General features: G+C 52.4%; 5 protein-coding genes. All 5 read left to right on the forward strand.

Annotated features, from left to right (window positions below):
- The first annotated feature begins 629 nt into the window (after nt 1-629).
- Nucleotides 630-2210 carry a PucR family transcriptional regulator gene (locus TPRIMZ1_RS0114620; protein ID WP_010261760.1) on the forward strand — a complete coding sequence of 527 codons (1581 nt, stop codon included), beginning with the start codon at nt 630-632 and terminating at the stop codon, nt 2208-2210.
- Nucleotides 2211-2305: 95 nt separating this feature from the next.
- Nucleotides 2306-3109, forward strand: a complete 804-nt coding sequence (locus TPRIMZ1_RS0114625) for a methyltetrahydrofolate cobalamin methyltransferase (RefSeq protein WP_010261762.1) — start codon at nt 2306-2308, stop codon at nt 3107-3109.
- A 111-nt stretch (nt 3110-3220) separates the two neighbouring features.
- The gene (locus tag TPRIMZ1_RS0114630) at nt 3221-3853 is read left to right on the forward strand and encodes a cobalamin B12-binding domain-containing protein (protein ID WP_010261765.1); all 633 of its coding nucleotides are present in this window, start codon (nt 3221-3223) and stop codon (nt 3851-3853) included.
- Nucleotides 3854-3920: 67 nt separating this feature from the next.
- On the forward strand, nt 3921-4463 hold the full coding sequence (locus TPRIMZ1_RS0114635) for a DUF2284 domain-containing protein (RefSeq protein WP_010261768.1): 543 nt from the start codon (nt 3921-3923) through the stop codon (nt 4461-4463).
- Between the two features lie 6 nt (nt 4464-4469).
- Nucleotides 4470-6275, forward strand: coding sequence for an ASKHA domain-containing protein (locus TPRIMZ1_RS0114640; RefSeq protein ID WP_010261770.1), 1806 nt, complete (start codon nt 4470-4472; stop codon nt 6273-6275).
- The last annotated feature ends 336 nt before the right edge of the window (nt 6276-6611 follow it).

The raw sequence follows: 6611 nt of genomic DNA on the forward strand, positions 1-6611 counted from the left end.
GACCGTATGGGTGCAATGGAAGGACCGCTTCATGACTTGCCAGCCCTGGGTGCTCCCCGGCGCGGCGGAGGTGCTCCTAGGCTCAATCCCCCTGGAAAACATGGACCTCATGGTGGACCCCACGGAACGGAAACTAGTCGGCGTCCACGGCGACCAGCCGGTGGGGCGCATTTATTAGCGCTGCGCGAATACGGCGGCGGGCGCCTTTTTTGGGGGGAACCGCCGGGGGCGGGCACGTTCCATGGAAAAGGGAGCAACCGAAGCAGGTGACAAATAGCAGTCCGCAAACCAGAACAAACCTTATCAGCATGTAATACGATATGTATTACACCCACCCCAAATTTCGCACACCAGTCCCCTGATGGACCCCAGCTGAGACAAAATCGGGGGGAGGAGGGGTGTACCCGACCGAGCACATTGCGGACCTACGGTCCGAGGAATTCCCTGCCGGAGGAGACCCGAAGGGGCTCCATAGGCAGACTCTACCTGCGTGCGAGCGCCGGGCACACCCCTCCTCCCCCCGTCTTTGCCGTTCCCGTTCTGGGGTCCATCAGGGGGCACGCTGTTGAATACTTCACCTCATTTTTATACCATAATATAAATACATAAACCCCCAGAGGAGACCTAATGTGAAGATAAGCGCCGATATTCTTTCCAGGGAATTGAAAAAACTATTCAATTTCGCGGTTTTCGGCGTTTTAGACAGTGAATTAAGCCTGGAGCGCCCCCTCTTCCTGCGGGATGGCGCCGGCGTAAAGGATAATCAGATCTATATCACCGACGCCGCCATGACATCAGAATTACCGGAAAAGAAAACCCGTTCCCTCCTTTTATATATACAGACCGATACCGGTATCGGGGCAGTGGACAGATATATTGATTTTTTTGACGCCATACTCGCCTTTCGTGCAATTTCCCTTTTTGATGTCTATGATGCGGTACAGAATATCTATTCCCGTTTTGACAAATGGGATGCGGAGCTTCAGGATATCCTCATCGGGAACGGAGGCGTTCAGGCAATGCTTGATTGCAGTGATCCTGTGTTTAACAACCCCCTTATCCTGCATGATAATTATTTTAAGGTTATTAGTTTTTCTAAGCAGTACGCAGAGGCTTTTCCTTCAATGTCTTTTGCGCCCGAGGAAGGGAAGACCGGTCATATTGGTCTTTCAGAGTACGATGTCTATTCCATGCAGCGGGCAGTCCTGTTCCCCACCAGCAGGAATGGTGTCCGCAGCCTCTATGTGAACCTGTTTCAGCAGAACCGGCTGCAGTACCGGCTGCTGGTGCTGGAACATTCCCGGAAATTCTTCCCCACCGACAGCGCCCTCCTGGAGCACCTGGCGGACCGGGTTCAGGCGGTTCTGAGCGGCCTGCAGGACAATGCGGCTGAGCGGGTACGGTTACCCGGCATTATCAGGAATATTCTTGTGGAAGAATTTTCCAATCCGGTTTCTGTCAGGGAACAACTTGATAAATTCAATTGGCTTCATAATCATCAGTATATATGCATGAAGGTTTCTCTTGACGATGGCAGTGTAAAAAAAGTTTCGCTGCCCGCAATTTGCGAGGGTATTAAAAAAATTGTCCCCGGTTCCTGTGTTTTTGAGTATGATTCCGCAGTGGCGGTATTTATTAACCTGAATGAACCGGGAGAAAACAATCCCGGCGCCTCGGTGGACAGTTTTGACGGATTTTCCGGCGAAAAAACCGACCGATTTTCGATATTGATGGGAACGTTCCTTATTGAAAACAACCTTAAGGCCGGGGTCAGCGCTCAATTCTCCGGATCGGGCTTTGAAAACATCAAACCCTATTATACCCAGGCAGGAATTGCCTTAAACCTGGGCAGCCGTGATAAACCGATGGCACACCTTTACTACTTCAATAGTTTTGCTAAACTCCAGATCCTTGAATCCTGTACCCGGGACTTACCGGCTTCCCTGATCTGCGCGCCGGAATTAATTGCCCTGAAGGAATATGATCGTAAGCATAAAACTGAATTATACCTGACCCTTTCCAAATATCTGCAAAACCATCTGAGCCATACCCAGACCGCAATAGAATTGGCTATCCACCGCAGCACCCTTATATACCGCCTTGAGAGGATCCGCAGTATAAGCTCCCTTAATATTGAGGACAGCAATAACCAATGGTACCTTCTTCTTTCGTTTAAACTTCTGGATCAGGGCGATTCCTACAAAATGTAGGAAAGGGCTTATTAAAATTCCTGCAATGTTGTGAATTGCCTGTATATAAAAACCATATGATAATTACAATAAATCAAATGTAAATGGAGAATTTAATGATTTTAATAGGTGAAAAAATCAATGGTTCAATTCCATCAATGGCAAAGGCAATTGCGGAAAAGAACGAAGCCCATATCCGCGATTTGGCGAAAAAGCAGGCGGATGCCGGGGCAAGCTTCATCGACGTATGCGCTTCGGTACCGGAAACCGAGGAGCTTGATACCCTTAAGTGGCTTTTCGATCTGGTACAGTCCGTAACCGATGTCCCAATCTCCATTGACAGCCCCAGTGCAAAGATCATCGCCCAGGCGATTCCCCTGTGTAAAAGGCCGGGCTTGATCAATTCGGTGTCCATGGAAGGGGATAAGGTGGATACCATATTCCCGCTCATTGCAGAAAGTAAATGGGAATGTGTGTGCCTGTTAAGCGACGATACGGGGATACCCAAGTCGGCGGCGGACCGGCTGCGGGTTTTCGGCAATCTGATGAAAAAGGCGGAGCAGTACAAATTGTCTCCCAACCGGCTGCACATCGATCCGCTCATAGAAATGATCTGTACCTCCGAGGACGGCATCGCCAAGGTTACCGAAACGATGCAAAAGGTTAAGGCCCAGTACCCCACGATTCACCTGACCGGCGGGGCAAGTAATATTTCGTTTAATCTGCCCATGCGGAAGTTCATCAACCGGGCTTTTATCATCCTGGCAATGAACGCCGGCATGGACAGCGCGATCATCGACCCCCTGAACAAGGATATGATGGGTCTGATCTATGCGGCGGAAGCCCTGCTCGGCCAGGACGAACTGTGCATGGAGTATATCGGCGCCTTCCGGGATGGTCTCTTTGGAGAGGGTAAGTGAGCTTTCCCCTGAAAAAGCTCTTGGAGAAATTGGTCTACGGGCTAATTTCTCTTTTAAACAGTGATATTCGCAGATGCGAGTATATATACCTTTGTAAATAGGAGTTACGGTATGTCTAAAATTGATGAAATAGCTCAGGCTGTGGAAACAGGAAAGTCAAAGCTTATTGAAGGGCTGGTAACGGAAGCTCTGGGAGAAGGGATTGAACCGGTAAAAATCCTCAACGAGGGGATGATTAAAGCCATGGGTAACGTTGGGGAGAAATTCCAGAAATCGGAAATCTTCGTTCCCGAAATGCTGGTTGCTGCCCGGACTATGAAGAAGGGCGTAGAGGTATTAAAACCGAAGCTGGCAGCGGGGGACACCACCCGTCTGGGGAAATGCATCATCGGTACCGTACACGGGGATCTGCACGACATCGGCAAGAACCTGGTGGCCCTGATGATCGAAAGCGCCGGGTTTGAGGTGATCGATCTGGGGGTTGATGTGGCTACCGACACCTTTGTAAGCGCCATCAAAACCAACCCGGATACCAAGGTTGTGGCCCTGTCCTGCCTGCTGACCACCACCATGCCCTCCATGAAGGAAACTGCCGCGGCGATTAAGGCCAGCGGTTTGTCGGGCTTTAAGCTCATCGTGGGCGGTGCGCCGATCACCGAAGACTTTGCCAAGCAGGTCGGCGCCGATGGGTACACCACCGATGCCGCCAGCGCTGCGGTGCTTGCCAAAAAACTGGCCAGCTAATTTCACGTAGCCCAAATTAAGGGGTCACGGATCACGTGGCCCCTTTTTAAGCTTTAGAGAGGCGTGTATGGCGGAAACGATTGAAGGGATTAAAGACTTAGCTTTGGATTGCGGATTTACCCACGCCGGTTTGCTGGATGTGGATGTCATACGGGTGCGCGAGGAAGTACGCGATGCCTGCGCGGTGAATAAGTGCAAGGCCTATGATGCAAACTGGGCCTGTCCGCCCGCCTGTGGTACCCTTGCCGAATGTGATTCGACCATGCATAAATTTAAGCGGGGTGTTCTCTTTCAAACCACCGGTGTTTTGGAGGACGCCCTTGATTATGAATCCATGGAGTTGGCCTCCGAGGAGCACAGGAAGCATCTTGAGGAATTTACAGACAAGGTGCGGAAACTCTATCCTGGCTGTGTCATACTCGGCGCCGGGGGCTGTAAACGGTGTGAAAAGTGTACTTGGCCGGATAATCCCTGCCGTTTCCCCGAAAAGATGGTTTCCTCCATGGAAGCCTTTGGTTTGGTAGTCAGCGATGTGTGCAAGGATAATAATCTGCCCTATTATTACGGACCCAATACCTTAACCTATACCGGTTGTGTTCTCCTGGAGTAGTTTTATATGGGTTCATCTTTCCCACAAATAACCGTGCAATTGGCGGATAAAAATCAGATCATTCCCCTTACCGAGGGGAGTGATCTGCTCAGTGCCCTGCGTTCTGCGGGGGTCTATGTTCCTGCAATCTGCGGCGGCCGGGGAACCTGTGGAAAATGCAGGATAAAAGTTATCTCCGGGAACCTGGAACCCCAGCCGGCGGACCTTACGTTTTTTTCCCCCGCGGATATCAAGGCCGGTTTTCGGCTTGCCTGTAATACCCTTCCCCGGGAGGATATCAGCATCCTCATACCCGATACGGGTGAACAATCCTTTCACGCACTTAACAGTTTTGACTTGGGAAGCATCGGCGTCTCGAATGCCATTGCTCCCCAAAGGGTGATCCTGGAACGGAGTCCCCTAAGCTTTGCCCGCCAGCTTGCGGAGAGCAGGGCGGGGCGCATCTCCCTCAAGGAACTGACCGAAATTTCCCGGTGCGCCGATATGGCCGCCGCAGTGGCCGCCGCCCCGGTTCCCGCTAACGGCAGCCCGGCCCCGGTGAACGAGGTGTGGTTATACCACGACAAGGGGACCATCCTTGCGGTGCGGGATAAGCCCAATGAAATCTACGGCATTGCCATTGATATAGGAACCACCACCATTGCCCTGGCCCTGGTGGACCTGCAAAAGGGAACGATTAAAGGCCGGGTTTCCATGGTGAATAAGCAGCGGGAATTCGGCGCCGATGTTATAAGCCGGATACAGCGGGCGAATAAGGGGGATCTGTCCCTCCTCTCCGGGAGTGTGCGCGCTCAGATTTCTGCGGGAATAAAAGAACTGTGCCGGGATGCCGGTATAGCCTCCGCCGATGTGTGCAAGGTGGCGGTGGCGGCAAATACCACCATGCTCCACCTGCTCCTGGCCCTGAGCTGCAATACCCTGGGGACATTCCCCTTTACGCCGGTCACCCTGGACTTTGTCACCTGCACCTTCGGCGAGCTTTTTGAGGGGGATCTTTCCTGCGATATTACCATCCTGCCGGGCATTTCCACCTATGTTGGAGCGGATATCAGCGCGGGGATCTACTTTACCGAAATGTATACATCCCCTGAGCCGTCCCTTTTAATGGACATAGGCACCAACGGAGAGATGGTCCTGGCCTTTGATGGCAAACTACTCTGCGCCGCCACCGCAGCGGGACCCGCCTTTGAGGGTGGCAACATCCAGTGGGGAACCGGAAGCGTTCCCGGGGCCATATCGTCGGTAAAGTACCGGGACGGGAAGTTTGACATAAAAACTATTGCGGACAGTCCTCCTGTGGGTATCTGCGGGTCCGGGGTGGTGGACGTAATTTGGGAAAGCCTTAAAAACGGACTTATCCAGGAAAGCGGCCGGTTTGACAAAACGGTTCCCGCATCCGGACTTTTCCTTGCCCAAACTAAGGATGGGCAGGATATCAACTTCTGTCAAAAGGACATCCGGGAATTGCAGCTTGCCAAGAGCGCCATCTGTTCCGGCATCGATGCCATGGTCAGACACACCGGGCTTACCTATGCTGATATCAAAAACGTCTACATCGCCGGCGGCTTCGGGTACAACCTTAATTTTTCAAGCGGCGCCGGAATCGGCCTCATTCCCCCTCCGCTGCAGCCTAAGATTAAGCTCATCGGAAACAGCGCCCTGGGCGGAACCGTCAAGTACCTCCTGCAACGGGATAGCGTAGAAGCAATGAACACCATCATCGCCCTTGCTTCGGAATACAGTCTCCCCGAGGATAGTTATTTCAACACCATATTTATTGAAAATATTAATTTCGAGGCAGGCGGTTCCTGATGGACCCCAGAGCGGAAATGGCAAAGACGGGAGGGGGAAGGGACATCCCCGGCGCTCGCACGCTTGTAGAGTCTGCTTCCGCAGCCCCGCTGCGCGGGTCTACTACAGCAGGGAATTCCAAATGTGCTCGGCCAGGGATGTCCCTTCCCCCTCCCGCCCTTGTCGTCAACTGGGATCCATCAGGGGTATAATACATACCATATATGTATTACACCCACCTCCATTCCCCCTCCCCAACCATTAGAGAAGGTACATAGCAACCAAGCCCTCCCGCACCGGCCCCCCCTGATGGACCCCAGCCGAGACAAAATCGGGGGGAGGGAGGGGCATCCCCGA

The organism is Treponema primitia ZAS-1 (genome assembly GCF_000297095.1).
Classification (GTDB): domain Bacteria; phylum Spirochaetota; class Spirochaetia; order Treponematales; family Breznakiellaceae; genus Termitinema; species Termitinema primitia_A.

Coding starts and splice junctions, on each gene's coding strand:
- TPRIMZ1_RS0114625 (WP_010261762.1), top strand. CDS start 2,306: ATGATTTTAATAGGTGAAAAAATCAATGGTTCAATTCCATCAATGGCA.
- TPRIMZ1_RS0114630 (WP_010261765.1), top strand. CDS start 3,221: ATGTCTAAAATTGATGAAATAGCTCAGGCTGTGGAAACAGGAAAGTCA.
- TPRIMZ1_RS0114635 (WP_010261768.1), top strand. CDS start 3,921: ATGGCGGAAACGATTGAAGGGATTAAAGACTTAGCTTTGGATTGCGGA.
- TPRIMZ1_RS0114640 (WP_010261770.1), top strand. CDS start 4,470: ATGGGTTCATCTTTCCCACAAATAACCGTGCAATTGGCGGATAAAAAT.